The following is a 17,350-nucleotide window of genomic DNA, read 5'->3' as shown; positions in this document are numbered from 1 at the left end:
ATAAAGCATGAGTTTGCAGCAGACCCTGGCGGTTTTTGAGTTACTGGATAGCGCCCACATTGACGGGCAGCAGGTGGTGGATCTCTTCACGGCGTATCCTGATGTTGATGCCCGCTTTACCCGTGTCTCCGGTCCCAAAGGCCGCACCGATTTTGTGCGCATTGATATTCCGGGGACGCAGGGCAAATCAGGCGGCGGCAGTGCACCGACGCTGGGGATTATTGGTCGCCTTGGTGGCATCGGCGCGCGTCCTGGCCGTATCGGCATGGTGTCAGATGCGGATGGCGCGATTGCGGCCGTGGCCAGCGCGCTTAAACTGGCGCAGATGCAGAGCAAAGGCGACAGGCTTGATGGCGACGTCATCATTACCACCCATATCTGCCCGGATGCGCCAACTCGGCCGCATCTGCCGGTCGATTTCATGGACTCGCCGATTGACGATGTCACCATGAATGATAACGAAGTGGTGGCGGATGTGGATGCGATTCTGTCAATCGACACCACCAAAGGTAACCGCATTATCAACCACAAAGGCTTTGCCCTGTCGCCGACGGTGAAAGAGGGCTACATCCTGCGGGTTTCGGAGGATCTGCTGCGCATCATGGAGATGACCAGCGGCCGTCCGGCGGTGACTTTTCCCATCACCACGCAGGATATTACGCCTTACGGCAATGGGGTTTATCACCTCAACAGCATTCTGCAACCTTCTACCGCCACGGATGTGCCGGTAGTGGGTGTGGCAATCACTGCCGAATCGGTGGTGCCGGGCTGCGGAACCGGCGCCAGCCATGAAGTGGACATTGCGGCAGCGGCAAAGTTTGCCATTGAGGTGGCCAAGGAGTTTGGTCGTGGAACCTGTCACTTCTACGACGCCGAAGAGTATGCGCGGCTGATTTCACTCTATGGCAGCCTGGCGCATCTGCGTCACCGGAATCACTAAGATGACGAAACCACTGGTAACGCTGACTATCGGCCAGTCACCGCGCAGCGATATTCTGCCACTGCTGCGGCAGCATCTGCCGGATGCGCTGACCGATCACGCCGGTTTACTGGATGGACTCAGCGCGGCTGACGTGGCCGCACACTTCGCGCCAGCAGCGGGCGACCGGGTTCTGGTGTCGCGGCTGCAGAGTGGCGAACAGGTGCGGCTGGCGGCGTCGAAAGTTGAGCAGGGATTGCAGCGCAAAATCAGTGCGCTGGAGCAGGCGGGCTATGCGACCATTCTGCTGCTCTGCACCGGTGAATTCAGCAGCCTCCACACCCAGCATGCGCTATTGCTGGAGCCGGATCGCCTCATTCCACCGCTCATCTGCGCGATGGTGCAGCAGCAGCGGGTCGGCATTGTCGTGCCGGTTGAGGAGCAGATTGTTGAGCAGGCTGGTAAGTGGCAGCAACTGCCTGTGCAGCCCTGCTTTGCGGTCGCCAGTCCCTATCAGGGCGATCAGGCAACCTTCGCTGATGCTGCAAACAGTCTGAAAGCACAGGGCGCAGCGCTGGTGGTGCTCGACTGCATGGGGTATCACCAGCAGCATCGGATATGGTTGCAGCAGCGGCTGGGCGTACCGGTTCTGCTCTCTAATCAGCTGGTGGCGCGCCTGGCGGCGGAGTTACTTCCCTGAGGGAAGAGATCACAAACGGCCATCATTTCGCGTGACAGATCAGCGGGTTCCCTTCTACACTGCCAGACACACAACATGTGCTCTGGAGAACTATTATGCTCAACGTAAGTGAGTATTTTGACGGAAAAGTTAAATCTATCGGTTTTGACAGTGCGAGCACCGGCCGCGCAAGCGTGGGCGTAATGGCTGAAGGTGAATACACATTCGGTACCGGCCAGCCGGAGGAGATGACCGTGGTCAGCGGCTCGCTTAAGGTATTACTGCCAGGTGAAACCGAGTGGAAATGGTTTGAAGCGGGTTCGGTGTTTAACGTGCCGGGCCACAGCGAATTTCATCTGCAGGTTGGCGAGCCAAGTTCCTATCTCTGCCGTTACCTGAAAGATTAAAAAAATGGCCGCTTAGCGGCCATTTTTTTGGCGAATATCGTCTGTCAGGATGATGCTGCCGGTGACTGATTAACGCTGGGCTTCGCCGCCCAACGCTTCCACCAGATTGCTGGTCAGTGCGGCCAGTTCGCTGGTCATCAGAATAAAATCAGCATCAAAGCGCTGTGCAAAGTCTTCACGGTCGATATCGTCGTTCTGATCGCGCAGCGTGTCGCTGAACTTCAGACGTTTCACCGAGCCATCGTCGGCCAGCACGAACTGAATGCGCTCCTGCCAGTCGAGCGCCAGTTTGGTCACCAGCTTGCCCGCTTCGATGTGGTTGGCGATCTCATCGCACACCAGATCCTGTTTCTTGCAGCGGATAACGCCGCCATCTTCCAGCAGCGCTTTCAGCTCCGCTTCATCCATCAGGGCGAAACCGGCTGGAACGTCACCCGAACGCACCCATTCGGTCAGGGTCAGTTCAATCGGGCTTTCCAGCGTCAGCGGCACCACCGGCAGTGAGCCCAGGCTTTTACGCAGTAGCGCCAGGGTATCTTCCGCTTTTTTTGCGCTGGCACAGTCAACCATAATCAGGTTGTTGACCGTGTCGATCCAGAGGTAGGTCTGGCTGAAACGGCTGAAGGCGCGCGGCAGCAGGTTGTGCAGCACTTCATCTTTCAGCGAATCTTTTTCGGTCTTTTTGAGCTTGCGGCTCTGCTCAGATTCCAGCTTGTCGATTTTCGCTTCCAGCGCCTGTTTCACCACCGGCGAAGGCAGGATTTTCTCTTCTTTGCGGGCGCAAATCACAATCTGGCCTTTGTTTTCATGGGTCAGCGCATCGCTGCGGTTGCCCATCGGCGAGACCCAGCCGGTCTTGCTCATATCCTGACTGCCACACGGTGAAAACGTGAAGGCGTCGAGCTGCTTTTCCATCTCATCTGCGGACAGCGGAATGTCACGATTCAGACGATAAACCATCATATTTTTAAACCACAACATCGGGATTCCTTACCGTGGCGCGATCGGGCGCACAAGTCTGCGAGAGTCAGCGCGCATGATAGCGAAACATCGGAGTGGTTTCATTGCCTTTCCGGCAGACGCCTTTTACTGTATCTCTCACCTGAACGAATAACGAGGACGTAATCTTGCGCATAGGCATAGATCTGGGTGGCACCAAGACAGAAGTGATCGCATTGTCGGATAAGGGAGAGGAGCTGTTCCGCCACCGGGTAAATACCCCGCGTGATGACTATCAGGCAACGGTACAGGCGATTGTCGATCTGGTCACGCTGGCGGAGCAGAAAACCGGCGAAACCGGCACGGTGGGTCTCGGTATTCCCGGCACGCTTTCGCCCTACAGTAAGCGGGTAAAAAATGCCAACTCCACCTGGCTCAACGGCCAGCCGCTGGATAAAGATCTGGCGCAGGCGCTGAACCGGGAAGTGCGTATCGCCAACGACGCCAACTGCCTGGCGGTGTCGGAAGCGATCGACGGTGCCGGTGCCGGAAAGTCGCTGGTGTTTGCCGTGATCATCGGCACCGGATCGGGCGCCGGTGTGGCGATCAACGGTGAGTCGCGTATCGGCGGCAACGGCAATGCCGGTGAGTGGGGCCACAATCCGCTGCCGTGGATGGATGAGGATGAGCTGCGCTACCGTCAGGAAGTGCCCTGTTATTGCGGTCAGCAGGGCTGCATAGAGACCTTTGTTTCAGGCACCGGTTTTGGTATCGACTATCAGCGGCTGAGCGGCGTGCATCGCAAAGGTGCGGAGATCGTCTCGCTGCTGGCGCAGCAGGATCCGATCGCCGAACTGGCGATGAGCCGCTATGAGCTGCGGCTGGCAAAATCGCTGGCGCAGGTGGTGAACCTGATCGATCCCGATGTCATTGTACTGGGTGGTGGGATGAGCAATGTGGATCGTCTCTATCAGACCGTGCCGGTGCTGATGAAGAAGTGGGTATTTGGCGGGGAGTGTGAAACGCCGGTGCTGAAGGCGCAGCATGGCGACTCCAGCGGCGTTCGCGGTGCAGCGTGGCTCTGGCCGCTTAACGGCTGATGCCGCAGGCACGCTCCCGCTGACGATTCAGCGCCGGGTATCGCTGGCGCTGAATCGTTAACCCACGGCACTCACCCGCGCCGGTGTTATTCGCCGACCAGCATACTGTCCTGCGGCGCCCGATCGCGCTGGGCTTTGGTGGCGAGGAAGTAGAGATAGCCTGCCAGCATGATGGCGAAAAACAGCGCGCCAATCACCGGATTAAACCACAGCATCGCCAGCAGACAGACCACCGACAGCAGCAGGGCGATGCCCGGAACAATCGGATAGCCCGGCGCGCGGAAACTGCGGACCATCTCCGGCGCGCTGCGGCGCAGTTTAAACAGGCTCAGCATACTCATGATGTACATCACAATCGCGCCAAACACCGCCATGGTGATCATCGCCGCCGTCAGCGTCATCCCCTGCAGATTAATCACGCCATCGCTGTAAATCGCCGCGATACCCAGCACGCCGCCGAGAATAATCGCCCGATGCGGGGTCTGGAAACGCGACAGTTTGGCCAGGGCAGGCGGCAGATAGCCCGCGCGTGCCAGGGCAAAAAACTGCCGTGAATAGCCGAGAATGATGCCGTGGAAACTGGCAATCAGGCCAAACAGCCCGATCCACACCAGCATATGCATCCAGTTAGAGTGTTCGCCGACAATCATTTTCATCGCCTGTGGCAGCGGATCGTTAATGTCGGCGAGTTTGCGCCAGTCACCCGCGCCGCCCGCCATCAGCATCACACCTATCGCCAGCACCACCAGCGTCAGAATCCCGCTGATGTAGGCGCGGGGAATGGTCCGGGTCGGATCTTTCGCCTCTTCGGCCGCCATCGCCGCGCCTTCAATGGCAAGGAAAAACCAGATGGCAAAAGGAATGGCGGCGAAAATGCCGGAGAAGGCGGGCAGTCCGAAGCTGTCACTGCCTGCCCAGCCGTGCGCGGCGAAGTTCGCCAGGCTGAAGCCGGGTGAAACCACACCCATAAACACCAGTAGTTCAATCACCGCCAGCACCGTCACAACCAGTTCAAACATCGCCGCCAGTTTAACGCCGAGAATATTCAGCGTCATAAACAGCAGGTAGGCACCAACCGCCGCAGTTTTCGGGTTCAGTTCGGGATACTGCACGTTGAGATAGGCCCCAATCGCCATGGCAATCGCCGGTGGCGCAAAGACAAACTCAATCAGCGTCGCCAGACCGGCAATCAGTCCGCCGGTTTCGCCAAAGGCGCGGCGACTATAGGCAAATGGCCCGCCTGCATGGGGGATCGCGGTGGTCAGTTCGGTGAAGCTAAAGATAAAACAGGTATAGAGTGTGGCGATCAACGCGGTGGTAACCAGAAATCCCAGCGTGCCCGCCACGGCCCAGCCGTAACTCCAGCCAAAATATTCGCCTGAAATAACCAGGCCAACCGCAATCCCCCACAGATGCAGGGTGCCCAGAGTGGGCTTGAGTCTGTTTGTCATTATGTTATCCCCGTCGTTGTTGGTCTCACGCGGCGTTACACCGCCATTACTCTACAGTAAGGGGATAATGCCGTTGCATTACTCGCCACGACTTGACGCGGGCGCAGTGACTTCTGTCCTCCACGGTCAACTCACGGGCAACAACCGGGCCAGCTGCACGCTGCGGTCAACTTTGTCTCTTCCGGAGTCAAGCAGCTCACCTTCTGGCAACGCATGCTGAGATAACGCAAGTGACAAGGAGCCGGACTGATGAGCGCTAAACAATATGACAACCTGACTGATTCCCAACTCACCCTGATGGCGCAGCAGGCGCTGGCCTGTTATCCCGCCGCGCTGCAGGGCCAGCTCAGCCTGCTGTGCCGCTCAGAGAACGCCACGTTTCTGCTGCAGGCGGCAGGCCGGCGTTATGCGCTGCGGCTGCATCGCGGCGATTACCATCAAAAAGCCGACATCGTCAGCGAACTGCTGTGGCTTGATGCACTGCGCGAAACCGGCATTATGGTGCCGGAAGCGGTGCCGGACAAAGAGGGCGAAACCGTACTGACGCTGCGGCTGCCGGAGGGCGGTGAACGCTACGTGGTGCTGTTTCACTGGATTGACGGGGAGATGCCGACCACCGACGTCGATCCCCGTGCCTTTCAGCAGCTCGGCCAGATCACCGCGCGGCTGCATCAGCACAGTAAACAGTGGCAGCCGCCTGCGGGTTTCCAGCGGATTATCTGGGATCACCACACCATGACCAGCAGCGAGAGTCACTGGGGACGCTGGCAGGATGCGCCGAATCTGAACACCGCCGATCACGGCGTGGTAGAGCAGGCGATAAGCCAGGTCGGCGCGGCGATGGCGCAGTTTGGTAAAGGATCGGATCGCTTTGGCCTGATCCACGCCGATCTGCGGCTGACCAATCTGCTGCTGCACAAGGGCGAAACACGGGTGATCGACTTTGATGACTGCGGGCTCGGCTGGTATATGCACGATCTGGCGGCGGCGATCAGTTTTGTTGAGCATCATCCGCGCGCGCCAGAGTGGATCGATCACTGGATCCGTGGCTATGAGCAGGTGGCGCATATCAGCGATGCGGAGATGGCCATGCTGCCCGCGTTGTTGATCCAGCGTCGTATCCAGCTCACCGCATGGGTGGGATCGCATGCCGATACCGAAATGGCGCGCAGTCTGGGTCCGGAATGGGCCAGCCATTCGGTGCGACTCTGTCGCCGTTATCTGGAAGGTCAGCAACTGCCGGTCGGCGTCTGATGCACCAGCGGCGGGCGTTACTGCGCCGCCGCAGTGCCGGATGCCATGCCCGCGTGCAGTCCGGCCCGCCCGCAGGCGGCGCGGCGGGCATCAGGGATCTGGTATGGAATTTGCTCGGATAGAAGGGACGGGTGATCCACCTGAATTCTGACTGAGGCGACCATGAATCCGACACTGATAAAGCCCGATGCGTTTGCGGCCTGTTCGGCAGCGGCCGGGGCAGGCAATCACGGCGTGCTGGCAGCGGCGGCGACCGGCTTAAGCGATTTTATTCATACCCAGGGCGGCGATGTTGATCGCATCTTCGGCATCAGCGGCATCGATCCGGAGCGCCTGGCCAGCCCGACGCTCAGCCTGGGGCTGGTTAACTACTGTCGGGTGCTGGAAGAGGCGGCGCGTCACTCCGGTTTTGATAACTTCGGTTTGCACTACGGCAGGCAGTTTAAACCGCAGTCATTAGGCCTGATCGGCTACATCGGTTTGTGCTCCGCCACGCTGGAACAGGCGCTGCATAATGTGGTCAACGCGTTTCCCTGGCATCAGCACGACACCTTAACCCGGCTGGTGGATAAGGGAGAGTGCTGGCGGCTGGACTATCAGGTGCGACATGGCGCGATCCTGTCGCGCCGTCAGGATGCAGAGCTGACGCTGGGGATGTTTATGAATCTGATCCGCCACGTGGCGGGCAGACACTGGGCACCGCGCGAAGTCCACTTTGAACATCCGCGTCCCGGCCAGTGGCACGATCACTGCAAAGTGTTTGATGCCCCGGTCTGGTTCGATCAGCCGTTTAATTCACTGGTGATCCCCAAACGCGATCTGCTGCGCGCTATGCCGGAGAGCGATCCGATCCTGTTAATGGTGATGCAGGATGCGATCCGACGGCTTAACCGTGGGACGGCGCAGCAGAGCATGATTGAGCAGGCGCGTTCGCAGGTTAATTTATCGCTGATGCAGGGTGAGCCGGTGCTCGAAGAGGTGGCGGATAAGCTCGGACTGTCGAGCTGGTCACTGCAGCGGCGACTACGTGAAGAGGGCAGCAGCTTTACCGCGCTGGTGGATCAGGTGCGCTGCGAAATGGCGACGCACTATCTGCAGCAGAAGCAGCTGCCCATCTCAGAGATGGCGCTGCTGCTGGGCTACTCGGAAGTCAGTGCGTTCTCACGCGCGTTTCGCCGCTGGTTTGGCATCAGTCCGCGGCAGTGGCGTCAGGAAGGTCTGGCCAGCTAACCGTGCGGCGCAAAGCCGAACCACGCCGGCTGTCCAGGCGTCGGCGGCGGTGGCAGATCGCGGGTCTGCGCCACCAGTTGCCAGGCACGCAGGCAGAGCGCTTCATCCCCCTGCGTCTGTGTCACCGCATAACGTCTGCTGTGTTCCTGCCACTCCATCCGTACCAGACATTGCTGACCGGCATAACGCGCCGCATCGCGGAACTGCCGGTTTAGTACCGGCTGCATTTGATTAGTCCAGTGACAGGATTTGCTGTCCGGATCTTTCGCGGGCTGACAAAGGTTTGCCACGCTATCCCGTTGCTTTGTCACAGGATGCTGACAGGCACTGAGCGATATTGCAATAATCACTCCGAGCAACATTCTCATTTTTATATTAATTAAATTCATTTAACTGGCCAACTTTCCTTAAAGATCTTTCCGTCTGCTGCCGACAGTCTACAGACCGGCATGATGAATGCTATGGCATTACTCCGACTGTCGACAGAACCAGAATTTACCGCCCTGGCGCGGGTTACGTCTTTTTCACTTCATGGATTAGAAATGCAGAAAAAATATGCCTTTGCGGCACTCTCCCTCTTAACGGCCTCGCTCATCAGCGGCTGCGCCACCGAATCTTCCCGCGCTATTCAGGCCCCGCAGGTTCGCGCGGCCAGTCAGCCGGTTTATCAGGGCATGCGCAGCCCGATTGCGGTGGGTCAGTTTGATAACCGCTCCTCCTATATGAACGGCATTTTCTCTGATGGTGTCGATCGGCTGGGTAATCAGTCGAAAACCATTCTGATTACCCATCTGCAGCAGACCAACCGGTTCAGCGTGCTGGATCGCAGCAACCTGAAAGAGCTGCAGCAGGAGTCAGACTTCAAACGCAGCCAGCAGAATATCAAAGGCGCGAATTACATCATCACCGGTGATATCACCGAGTTTGGCCGCAAAGAAGTGGGCGATCAGCAGCTGTGGGGCATTCTGGGCCGCGGCAAAACGCAGATCGCCTATGCCAAAGTGAATCTGAACGTAGTGGATGTCACTACCTCAGAGGTGGTCTACAGCACCCAGGGCGCGGGCGAGTATCAGCTCTCCGCACGCGAAGTCATCGGCTTTGGCGGCACCAGCAGCTATGACTCCACGCTGAACGGCAAAGTGATGGATCTGGCGATTCGCGAAGCAGTCGATCATTTAGTGGATGGAATCAACAACGGCGCATGGCGTCCGGCTAAATAAGGAAGCAGTAAATGAAAATGATGACATTGAGCGGCGTGCTGATTACAGCGGCGCTGCTGGCAGGCTGTGCGCCAAAAGCGCCGAAAACGATCTACTACTGGGGCGATTATCAGCAGCAGGTTTACAGCTACTATCTGCCGGGCAGCGATCCGCTGAAGCAGATCGATGCGCTGAATCTGGACATTGAAAAAGCCCGTGCCGTTAACCAGCCGGTTGCGCCTGGCCTGCACGCCCAGCTTGGTCTGCTCTATGCCAAAACCGGCGATACCAATAAAGCCTTTGGTCAGTTTGCCACCGAGAAGCAGCTGTTTCCCGAATCGGCACCTTACATGGATTTTCTGATGAGTAAAAAACAAGGAGTGGTACGGTGAAAAAACTGATTGCCCTGAGCGGCGTGCTGATGATGTTGCTGCTGACCGGTTGTGCGACGAAAAAACCGTATGACTACAGTGCGTTCCGTGCCAGCAAGCCCGCCTCGATTCTGGTGCTGCCGGCCGATAACACCTCGCCGGATATCAATGCCGCGCACAGTCTGACCTCACTCGTGACGCGTCCGCTGGCCGAAGCCGGTTACTACGTCTTCCCGGTCGCGGTCGTTGAAGAGACCTTTCAGCAGAATGGCCTGACCAGCGCCAGCGACGCCCAGGCCATCAGCGCGAAGCGCCTGAATGAGATCTTCCACGCCGACAGCGCGCTCTATATCTCGATCAGCGAATATGGCAGCAGCTATCGGGTCATTGACAGCGTGACGACCGTGACGGCCAAAGCACGGCTGGTGGATCTGCGCAGCGGCAAAGAGATCTGGCAGGGTAAGGCCAGTGCCAGCGACAGTGAAGATGGCAACAACAACAACGGTGGGCTGGTCGGTATGCTGGTCAGTGCGGCGATCAAACAGATTGCCAGCAACGTGACTGACAAAGCGCATACTGTGGCCGGACTGACCAGTAATCGTCTGCTGGCACAGAATGAGCAGGGCGGGTTACTCACCGGCCCTCGCTACAAGCTCGTCAGCGCCCGCTGATTGCACGTAAACGGGCGCTTCGGCGCCCGTTATCCCTGCGGCAGTTCCAGCTGGCTGTAACCCAGCCCATTCATTTTGCGCACTTTAATCTGCACCGGAATACGCTCCTTCATCGCTTCCACGTGGCTGATCACCCCAATGGTTTTGCCGCTGGCGTTGAGTGCATCAAGTGCGTCCAGTGCGGTGTCGAGCGTCTGCGCATCCAGCGTGCCGAACCCCTCATCCAGAAACAGCGATTCGATGCGCGTTTTGTGGCTGACCAGATCGGATAACGCCAGCGCCAGCGCCAGACTCACCAGGAAGCTCTCGCCACCGGAGAGCGTGCGGGTATCGCGCGCCGCATCGGCCTGCCAGGTATCGACCACATCCAGCTCCAGCAGATCCTGCGCCCGCCGCTGCAGCAGATAGCGGCCATGCAGCCTATCGAGCTGACGGTTAGCCAGGGCCACCAGGTGATCCAGTGTTAAGCCCTGTGCGAAGCGCCGGAATTTATCGCCGCTGGCGGAGCCAATCAGATCGTTGAGCAGGCTCCACTGCGCCAGCGCCACACCATCCTGTTCAATCTGCGTCATCAGGCTTTGCTGGCGCACACGAAGGCTGGCATCGCTGTGCAGCTGCTGCTGAATCTGACCCTGCTGGCTGGCGTTGTCGCGCAGTGCCAGCCGTAACTGCTCAAGCTGTTGCGCCAGCGCCCCGGCAGATTCCGGCATCGCAGCGGGCTTCACCTGCTGATGAGCGCTGAGCCGCTGACGCAGATCCGCCAGTCGCGCCTGCTGCTGCTGGCATTGCTGATCGAGCTGCTGCAGCTGCTGACGCAGTTGCAGAGCGGTCTGCTCATCCAGCAGCGCCGCGCGCAGGCTGGCTTCATCCGCGAATCCGGCGCTCTCAAGTGCCTGCTGCAGGGCGGTTTCCGCCTCTGCCAGTTTGCTGTTGAGCGTCTGCCGCTGATTTTCCAGCCCAGAAAGCTCACCCTGCAGGCGACTGACCTCGGCCTGCGCCTGTTGCAGGGCAGTAAGCTGTTGTGCCAGTTGTTCATCAGCCTGCTGAACGCGGGCCTGCATCTGCTGACGGGCGAGGGTGACCTCGCGATCGCCAAACAGCGCCAGACGGGCGCGGCGCATCTCGCTGAGCTGCGTCTGGCTCTGTTGCTGCTGCTGCTGACGAATCGCCATCTGCTGCTGTTCCAGCTCTGCCTGCTGTTGCAGGGCGGTGAGCTGGGTTTCGCCTTTTAACAGCTGCGGTTGCAGGTTAGCGAGCAATCGCTCACTCTCCTGCCAGCGCTCCCAGCGCCGTTGCTGTTCTGTCAGCCACCCATCGCGATCGGCGGCGTCGGGCAGGGCAAGGTTGTGCGCACTGAACTGCTGCTCCAGACGACTCTGCAATTGCGCCATGGCCTGCTGTTCCTGCTGCTGACGCTGTTGCAGCGCATCCAGCGCCTGCTGCAGGCTGGACAGAGACTGCTGCGCCAGCTGTTCAGCCTGCAAATGCTGCTGCCAGGCCTGCGACTGCTGAAGATGGTAATCCTTTGCGGCCTGACGCGCCTGTTCGGCGGCTTCCTGCGCCTGTCGCTGCTGCTCAAGCTGGCTTTCACGTTCGCTTTGCTGCTGCTCCCACGCGGCTAAGGCATCCCGATCGGCGAGCGGGAAGGTAAGTGCCAGCTCACCGCTCAGCGCCTGCCATTGCTGCTCAAGCCGATCGAGCTGTTGCTGCACCTCCGCGATTTCATCGCGCAGGGTCTGCTGCTGCACGGCTGACTGTTTCAGCTGTTCGCTTTTTGCCGTGCCCGCTTCGCGCAATGCCTCGGTTTGTTGCTGCAGTGCAGCCCGGCGCTGCTGGTTAGCACTGACTTCCAGCGTGCTGTAGGCCTCAACGGCGGGATGCGTGCAGGAGCCGCACAGCGGACAGGGCTGATCGGCGGCGAGCCGGGCGCGGTAATCACTGAGATCGACAATCTGCTGCTCCAGCGCGCAGATTTTTTCGACATCATCCAGCTGCTGTTTTTCGCGTTTCCACGTCTCGCGCAGGGCCTGGAGTTCCGCTTCACTCTGCTGATGCGTTTTTGCAAGCGTAGTCAGCCGCTGCTGGCGCTGGCCCAGCTGCTGATGCAGCGGCTGCCACTGGGTTGAAAGCAGCAGCAGTTGCTGACGAGCCGGACGGCTGCTCTGCAACTGACTTAATGCCTGACGCAGTGCGGCAGGCGGATGCTGTTCCTGTAGCGAAGTTAGTACTTGCTCCGCCTGCAACAGCGCCTGGTGGGCCTGTTGCTCCGCCTGCTGGCGCGGCAATGCCTGTTCTGCCTGCTGCTGCTGTTTCGCCTGTTGCGTGACGATCTGTTGCTGCTGCTGTTCGCGCTGCTGCATCAGTCCGGCCAGGGTGGCTTCCCGCTGCGCCAGCAGGGCAAAGTTCTCCTGCCACACCGGCAGCGAAGCACCCCATTGGGCGAGATCGGCAAGCTGCTGGCGTAACTGATGCTGTTCAGCAATCGCCTGCTGCCATGAATCGACCTGGCGCGTCTGCTCTGCCAGGCTGGCCTGTGTCTGGTCGGCATGCTGCTGCTGTCGGGCGTTTTCCTGCTGCTGCTCCGCAAGCTGCTGTTGCAGTGTGCTGATCCGCTGATCCAGCGGCAGCACCTCTTCTGTCAACAGACTTTCCTGCTGCTGCTGTTCCTGCAGCGCCTGCTGGCGGGCACGCTGGGTGGCCGCGTAGTGCTGCTGATGCTGCTGCTGTTGGCTCTGCGCCTGCTGCTGCGCCGCCGTGAGATGCTGACAGCGGCTCACGACCTGCTGCTGTTCGGTGCGTAACGCGTCGCGCTGCTGCAGTTTTACCCGCAGCTTTTCAGCCGGTTCGCTGCGTGCCAGTCGTTGGCGATCCGCTTCTGCCGCCTGGGATGCGGCCTGGGCCTGCTGTACCGCCACCTCGGTCTGCTCGCTCTCCTGCTGTAACTGCTGTGCCTGCTGTTGCCACTGTTGCTGTTGTTGCGCCTGTTGATAGTGCGCGCTGAGCCGCTGTTCCGCATCGGTCAGATCAGTAAGCTGCTGTTGCAGCGCGTCGCGTGCATCGCTGTCCAGCAGCGCCATCGCTCCCGCCTGGCTGCGCAGCAGATCCAGCTGGTTTTTTGCCTCTTTGTGGCGCTCGTAGATGGCGGCGGAAATCAGACCGTAAATTTCGGTGCCGGTCAGCTCCTCAAGCAGTTCGGCGCGCTCACTGGCTTTCGCGTTGAGAAAGGCGGCGAACTGGCCCTGTGACAGCATCATTGAGCGGGTAAAACGCTCAAAATCGAGCCCGGAGAGGGTTTCGATCAGCTTCAGCTTGTCACCGACTTTATCGGCAACAATGATGTTGTCGGCGCAGCGTGCCAGTTCAACGCGCGGTGCCTGAAGTTTGCCGTCGGCAGTGCCGCGCGCGCGGTTCTGGCTCCAGAAGGCGCGCCAGGCTTCTCCTTTGATCTCAAACTCCACCTCGGCCAGACATTCGGCACAGTCGCGAGTCATCAGCGCATTCTGGCTCTGGGAAATCGCGCCCAGGCGCGGCGTCTGGTGATAGAGCGCCAGGCAGATGGCGTCCAGCAGGGTGGTTTTACCGGCGCCGGTGGCACCGGTAATGGCGAACAGGCCGTTGCTGGCAAAAGGTTCGGCGCGGAAGTCGATAAACCATTCACCGCGCAGGGCATTAAGGTTTTTGAACCGTAGCGTGAGGATCTTCATTGGGTCTCTTCCATGGCGGCCAGCGTCTGGCGGAACAGGGTGGTCATCTCGTCGATTTGCGCCGGTTGCAGCTCCTCATCCAGCGCCAGCCTGCGGGCAAAGACCTCTTCCACCTTCAGCTCACTCAGGGTTTCATTGTCGAGCCGCGCCAGGCTCTGTTGACGCTGTTCACGGCTGCGGCGAAGCAACAGGACTTCGACCGGCAGCGTGGCGGTCAGGGTTTCTACCTGACGTTGCAGATCGCTGAGGTACTCCTGGGTGGTGACTTCGATGTCGAGCCAGGTCGGCTTCTCCTGCTCTGTCATGCTGAAAGCGTTTAACTGTTCTGCAATCTGCGCCAGCGATCCTTTCAGCACCTGCATCGGCTGCGCCTGTGGCACGACCAGCGGCGTGACTGATTGCAGGCCGCTGGTGGTGAGTTCCAGCAGAAAGACGCTTTTTTCTGTGCCCAGCTCGTCAAAGCTCAGCGGAATCGGCGAGCCGCTGTAGCGGATATGTTCGCTGCCCGCGACGCGCTGGGCGCGATGAATATGCCCCAGTGCGATATAGTCAGCCGCGGGAAACGCGCTGGCCGGGAAGGCATCCAGCGTCCCGATATAGATGTCGCGCACTGAATCGCTCTGGCTGACGCCGACGGTGGTGAGATGGCCAGTGGCAATAATCGGCAGTGCATGGTCCAGCGCCTGGGCGGCAGAGAAACGCTGCTGATAGTGGTGGGCGATCGCTTCCAGCAGCGAGGTCTGCTTGTCGCGTCCCGACTGACCCGCCCGGCTGCGCAGAATATCGCGCGGCCTCAGATAGGGAATCGCACACAGCAGCGCGCCCGGCTCGCCCTGCCGGGTGTTGAGCAGCAACACATCATCCTGCTCCTGCGGGGTGGCGATCACCCGGGTATTGAGACAGGCGAGCAGCTCACGCGACTCATTCAGCGTCGCAACGGAATCGTGGTTGCCCGCCAGCACAATCAGCTGACAGCCGCTGGGCTGCAGCGCCACTACAAAGCGGTTAAACATCTCGCGGGCGTAGCTGGGCGGCGTGCCGGTATCAAACAGATCGCCTGCAATAATCAACGCATCCACCTGATGCTGTTCAATCTGGCACAACAGCCAGTCGAGAAACGCCTGATGTTCCGCTGCCCGACTTTTGTTGTAAAAGAACTGCCCCAGATGCCAGTCCGCAGTATGAATGATGCGCATGATAAGTCCCTGCCGTTGTGATTCGCCCGGCGATTATACTGGCTCTGCGGCCAAAGCAAAAAATTGTCGCTGCGCTGTCATAAATGATTACCAGTGAGGTTACCGGCAGGTTATGTTTTTCATAAAAGTGTCACAAATCTGACGCATAATGGCGCCGCGAATCTCAGTGACATCCGTCATAATCAGCAGGAGTAATAATGGCTAAGCGCATTTTGGTTGTGGAGGATGAAGCCCCCATCCGTGAAATGTTGTGTTTTGTTCTGGAGCAGAACGACTATCAGCCAATCGAGGCGGAAGATTATGACAGCGCCATTGGCAAGCTGATTGAACCCTGGCCCGACCTGATTTTGCTGGACTGGATGTTACCCGGTGGCAGCGGTATTCAGTTTATCAAACATCTGAAACGCGAGGCGATGACACGCGATATCCCGGTGATGATGCTCACCGCGCGCGGCGAAGAGGAAGATCGGGTGCGCGGCCTGGAAGTGGGTGCCGATGATTACATTACCAAGCCCTTTTCACCCAAAGAGCTGATGGCGAGAATCAAAGCGGTGATGCGCCGTATTTCGCCGATGGCCGTGGAAGAGGTGATTGAGATGCAGGGGCTGAGTCTGGATCCCTCCTCACATCGCGTGATGTCCGAAACCACGCCGCTGGAGATGGGCCCCACCGAATATAAGCTGCTGCACTTCTTTATGACCCACCCGGAACGCGTCTACAGCCGCGAACAGTTGCTGAACCACGTCTGGGGCACCAATGTGTATGTGGAAGATCGTACTGTCGATGTTCACATCCGCCGTTTACGTAAAGCGCTGGAAGTGTCCGGCCACGATCGCATGGTACAAACCGTTCGCGGAACAGGGTATCGTTTCTCTGCCCGCTACTAAACGGAGCCTTAACCGTGCTGGAACGCCTCTCCTGGAAGAGATTACTGACAGAACTGCTGCTGGTCTGTCTGCCCGCAGTGCTGCTGGGCCTGCTGTTCGGCGGTCTGCCCTGGTGGCTGCTGCTGAGCGTGCTGACGGTGCTGTTGTGGCATTTTCACAATCTGATGCGGCTGTCGCACTGGCTGTGGCTCGACCGCACCATGACGCCACCAGCCGGGCGTGCCAGCTGGGAACCACTGTTTTATGGTCTTTACCAGATGCAGCTCCGCAACCGGCGGCGGCGGCGTGAACTGGGCAATCTGATTAAGCGTTTCCGCAGCGGTGCCGAGTCGCTGCCGGATGCGGTGATCCTGACCACCGAAGAGGGCACCATTTTCTGGTGTAACGGCCTGGCGCAGCAGCACCTGGGTCTGCGCTGGCCGGAAGATAATGGCCAGAACATCCTCAATCTGCTCCGTTATCCGGAGTTCTCCCGCTATCTTCGCCAGCGCGATTTCGACAAGCCGCTGACGCTGGTGCTGAACAACAAACTTCACATGGAGTTCCGCGTCATGCCCTACAGCGAGGGGCAGTGGCTGCTGGTGGCGCGTGATGTCACGCAGATGCATCAGCTGGAGGGGGCACGCCGCAACTTCTTTGCCAACGTCAGCCATGAATTGCGCACACCGCTCACGGTGCTGCAGGGCTACCTGGAGATGATGAACGACTCGGTAATGAGCGAGCCTTCGCGCAGCAAAGCGCTGCACACCATGTCGGAGCAGACGCGCCGCATGGACAGCCTCGTCAAACAGCTGCTGACGCTGTCGCGCATTGAAGCTGCGCCCGCGATCGATCTGAAAGAGAAGGTTGATGTGCCGGTGATGCTGAAACTGCTGCAGCATGAGGCGGCAACGCTGAGTGGCGGCCGTCACGACATCCACTTCCATACCGATCCCCATCTGAAAGTGTTCGGCAACGATGAACAGCTGCGCAGCGCCATCTCCAATCTGGTTTACAACGCGGTAAACCACACCCCGGATGGCACACGAATCGATATCAGCTGGCTGCGCGGCAAACAGGGCGCCATCTTTAGGGTGTGCGATAACGGGCCTGGCATCGCGTCAGAACATATTCCGCGTCTTACCGAGCGTTTCTACCGGGTCGATAAAGCGCGTTCGCGTGCGACCGGCGGCAGCGGGCTGGGGCTGGCGATAGTGAAACACGCTCTGAGCCACCATAACGCGCGGCTTGATATCACCAGCGTGCCGCACAAGGAGACCTGTTTTACCTTTACGCTGCCAGCGAGGTTGATTGTCAGCAGCGTGATGCAGGAGAATGCCGTTCATTAATCGCTGCCGGATCTC

At 59.2% G+C, this 17,350-nt stretch carries 16 protein-coding genes; 11 read left to right on the top strand and 5 right to left on the bottom strand.

Translation table 11 applies throughout. The features are described 5' to 3' along the window. The first annotated feature begins 7 nt into the window (after positions 1-7). The 3 genes from AC0T7J_RS19905 (at position 8) to ppnP (ending at position 2,005) form a co-directional block, all read left to right on the top strand. Positions 8-940: a DUF1177 domain-containing protein gene (locus AC0T7J_RS19905; RefSeq protein ID WP_473796276.1), complete on the top strand. Its 933-nt coding sequence runs from the start codon at positions 8-10 to the stop codon at positions 938-940. Position 941: 1 nt separating this feature from the next. Then, positions 942-1,619, top strand: coding sequence for an AroM family protein (locus AC0T7J_RS19900; protein ID WP_473796273.1), 678 nt, complete (start codon positions 942-944; stop codon positions 1,617-1,619). A gap of 95 nt (positions 1,620-1,714) precedes the next feature. Further along, entirely contained in the window at positions 1,715-2,005 is a 291-nt protein-coding gene (ppnP, locus tag AC0T7J_RS19895; protein ID WP_009091800.1) for a pyrimidine/purine nucleoside phosphorylase, read from the top strand. Positions 2,006-2,074: 69 nt separating this feature from the next. Here the strand turns inward: ppnP and rdgC are convergent, their stop codons facing one another. Continuing rightward, positions 2,075-2,986 carry a recombination-associated protein RdgC gene (rdgC, locus tag AC0T7J_RS19890; RefSeq protein WP_473796270.1) on the bottom strand — a complete coding sequence of 304 codons (912 nt, stop codon included), beginning with the start codon at positions 2,984-2,986 and terminating at the stop codon, positions 2,075-2,077. 146 nt (positions 2,987-3,132) lie between these two features. On the opposite strand from rdgC, the gene mak reads away from it, so the two are divergent. Next, entirely contained in the window at positions 3,133-4,044 is a 912-nt protein-coding gene (gene mak / locus AC0T7J_RS19885) for a fructokinase (RefSeq protein ID WP_031593982.1), read from the top strand. 86 nt (positions 4,045-4,130) lie between these two features. On the opposite strand, the gene eat is transcribed toward mak, so the two are convergent. Then, positions 4,131-5,495, bottom strand: coding sequence for an ethanolamine permease (eat, locus tag AC0T7J_RS19880; RefSeq protein ID WP_064704584.1), 1,365 nt, complete (start codon positions 5,493-5,495; stop codon positions 4,131-4,133). Positions 5,496-5,744: 249 nt separating this feature from the next. Here eat and AC0T7J_RS19875 point away from each other — a divergent pair, with 249 nt between their 5' ends. Both AC0T7J_RS19875 and qhpR read left to right on the top strand, forming a co-directional pair. Beyond that, the gene (locus AC0T7J_RS19875; protein WP_473796266.1) at positions 5,745-6,749 is read left to right on the top strand and encodes a phosphotransferase enzyme family protein; all 1,005 of its coding nucleotides are present in this window, start codon (positions 5,745-5,747) and stop codon (positions 6,747-6,749) included. Between the two features lie 162 nt (positions 6,750-6,911). Further along, positions 6,912-7,979 (top strand): AraC-like transcriptional regulator QhpR, encoded by a 1,068-nt coding sequence (gene qhpR / locus AC0T7J_RS19870; protein ID WP_473796263.1) that lies wholly within the window; start codon positions 6,912-6,914, stop codon positions 7,977-7,979. On the opposite strand, the gene AC0T7J_RS19865 is transcribed toward qhpR, so the two are convergent. Then, positions 7,976-8,269, bottom strand: coding sequence for a cell envelope integrity TolA C-terminal domain-containing protein (locus AC0T7J_RS19865; protein ID WP_473796261.1), 294 nt, complete (start codon positions 8,267-8,269; stop codon positions 7,976-7,978). The genes qhpR and AC0T7J_RS19865 overlap by 4 nt on opposite strands. A gap of 252 nt (positions 8,270-8,521) precedes the next feature. Between AC0T7J_RS19865 and AC0T7J_RS19860 the strand changes: the two genes are divergently transcribed. The 3 genes from AC0T7J_RS19860 to AC0T7J_RS19850 are packed head-to-tail and all read left to right on the top strand — an operon-like array spanning position 8,522 to position 10,220. Further along, complete coding sequence (locus AC0T7J_RS19860; RefSeq protein WP_473796258.1) at positions 8,522-9,199, top strand: CsgG/HfaB family protein; 678 nt, start codon at positions 8,522-8,524, stop codon at positions 9,197-9,199. Between the two features lie 11 nt (positions 9,200-9,210). After that, complete coding sequence (locus AC0T7J_RS19855) at positions 9,211-9,570, top strand: DUF4810 domain-containing protein (protein WP_473796255.1); 360 nt, start codon at positions 9,211-9,213, stop codon at positions 9,568-9,570. Beyond that, the gene (locus tag AC0T7J_RS19850) at positions 9,567-10,220 is read left to right on the top strand and encodes a DUF799 domain-containing protein (protein WP_473796252.1); all 654 of its coding nucleotides are present in this window, start codon (positions 9,567-9,569) and stop codon (positions 10,218-10,220) included. The genes AC0T7J_RS19855 and AC0T7J_RS19850 overlap by 4 nt, the downstream gene beginning before the upstream one ends. Positions 10,221-10,249: 29 nt before the next feature. On the opposite strand, the gene AC0T7J_RS19845 is transcribed toward AC0T7J_RS19850, so the two are convergent. Together AC0T7J_RS19845 and sbcD are read right to left on the bottom strand one after the other, a co-directional pair. After that, the gene (locus AC0T7J_RS19845; protein WP_473796249.1) at positions 10,250-13,924 is read right to left on the bottom strand and encodes an AAA family ATPase; all 3,675 of its coding nucleotides are present in this window, start codon (positions 13,922-13,924) and stop codon (positions 10,250-10,252) included. After that, complete coding sequence (gene sbcD, locus AC0T7J_RS19840) at positions 13,921-15,120, bottom strand: exonuclease subunit SbcD (RefSeq protein ID WP_473796246.1); 1,200 nt, start codon at positions 15,118-15,120, stop codon at positions 13,921-13,923. Before sbcD ends, AC0T7J_RS19845 begins: the two co-directional genes overlap by 4 nt. Positions 15,121-15,317: 197 nt before the next feature. On the opposite strand from sbcD, the gene phoB reads away from it, so the two are divergent. Together phoB and phoR are read left to right on the top strand one after the other, a co-directional pair. Then, positions 15,318-16,007, top strand: coding sequence for a phosphate response regulator transcription factor PhoB (phoB, locus tag AC0T7J_RS19835; protein WP_021507143.1), 690 nt, complete (start codon positions 15,318-15,320; stop codon positions 16,005-16,007). 14 nt (positions 16,008-16,021) lie between these two features. Continuing rightward, on the top strand, positions 16,022-17,335 hold the full coding sequence (gene phoR / locus AC0T7J_RS19830; protein ID WP_010255313.1) for a phosphate regulon sensor histidine kinase PhoR: 1,314 nt from the start codon (positions 16,022-16,024) through the stop codon (positions 17,333-17,335). Positions 17,336-17,350: the final 15 nt, after the last annotated feature.

The sequence above is a fragment of the Pantoea sp. E956-1 genome (genome assembly GCF_982223955.1).
The sequence above is the reverse complement of the archived record's forward strand: the minus strand, read 5'-3'. Positions and strand labels throughout refer to the sequence as shown.

Coding starts and splice junctions, on each gene's coding strand:
- AC0T7J_RS19905 (WP_473796276.1), top strand. CDS start 8: ATGAGTTTGCAGCAGACCCTGGCGGTTTTTGAGTTACTGGATAGCGCC.
- AC0T7J_RS19900 (WP_473796273.1), top strand. CDS start 942: ATGACGAAACCACTGGTAACGCTGACTATCGGCCAGTCACCGCGCAGC.
- ppnP (WP_009091800.1), top strand. CDS start 1,715: ATGCTCAACGTAAGTGAGTATTTTGACGGAAAAGTTAAATCTATCGGT.
- rdgC (WP_473796270.1), bottom strand. CDS start 2,986: ATGTTGTGGTTTAAAAATATGATGGTTTATCGTCTGAATCGTGACATT.
- eat (WP_064704584.1), bottom strand. CDS start 5,495: ATGACAAACAGACTCAAGCCCACTCTGGGCACCCTGCATCTGTGGGGG.
- AC0T7J_RS19875 (WP_473796266.1), top strand. CDS start 5,745: ATGAGCGCTAAACAATATGACAACCTGACTGATTCCCAACTCACCCTG.
- qhpR (WP_473796263.1), top strand. CDS start 6,912: ATGAATCCGACACTGATAAAGCCCGATGCGTTTGCGGCCTGTTCGGCA.
- AC0T7J_RS19860 (WP_473796258.1), top strand. CDS start 8,522: ATGCAGAAAAAATATGCCTTTGCGGCACTCTCCCTCTTAACGGCCTCG.
- AC0T7J_RS19855 (WP_473796255.1), top strand. CDS start 9,211: ATGAAAATGATGACATTGAGCGGCGTGCTGATTACAGCGGCGCTGCTG.
- AC0T7J_RS19845 (WP_473796249.1), bottom strand. CDS start 13,924: ATGAAGATCCTCACGCTACGGTTCAAAAACCTTAATGCCCTGCGCGGT.
- sbcD (WP_473796246.1), bottom strand. CDS start 15,120: ATGCGCATCATTCATACTGCGGACTGGCATCTGGGGCAGTTCTTTTAC.
- phoB (WP_021507143.1), top strand. CDS start 15,318: ATGGCTAAGCGCATTTTGGTTGTGGAGGATGAAGCCCCCATCCGTGAA.